This is a genomic window from Brevibacterium sp. SIMBA_078, from assembly GCF_046534565.1.
Lineage (GTDB): Bacteria > Actinomycetota > Actinomycetes > Actinomycetales > Brevibacteriaceae > Brevibacterium.
On record NZ_JAWRYQ010000431.1, the window covers coordinates 1 to 249 of the forward strand.

Consider the following 249-nt stretch of genomic DNA (forward strand, 5'->3'; position numbering starts at 1 on the left):
GTACGATCAACTAAATAGCGCTTTAAGTGGCTGGGCCATTCTGTAGTCCCGTAAGTACGAAGCAGAGTCAATACGTGAGGTTCAATTTGGTAAGCAGCTTTCGGACTATTGACAGGTCGGTCTGGTTTGTCTGGGTTATAAAGTGCTATACCTGCATCACAAAATTGATGCATAGTTTGGCGACGAAATGTTTCTCTAGAATTGGGAGCATAAAATTTATCGTATTCAGCATATGCCCAATTCATCATG

1 pseudogene is annotated in these 249 nt (G+C 41.8%); it reads right to left on the reverse strand.

Going from position 1 to position 249, the window contains the following annotated elements:
* Positions 1-249: pseudogene (locus SB749_RS20295) on the reverse strand (restriction endonuclease); the annotation flags it as partial.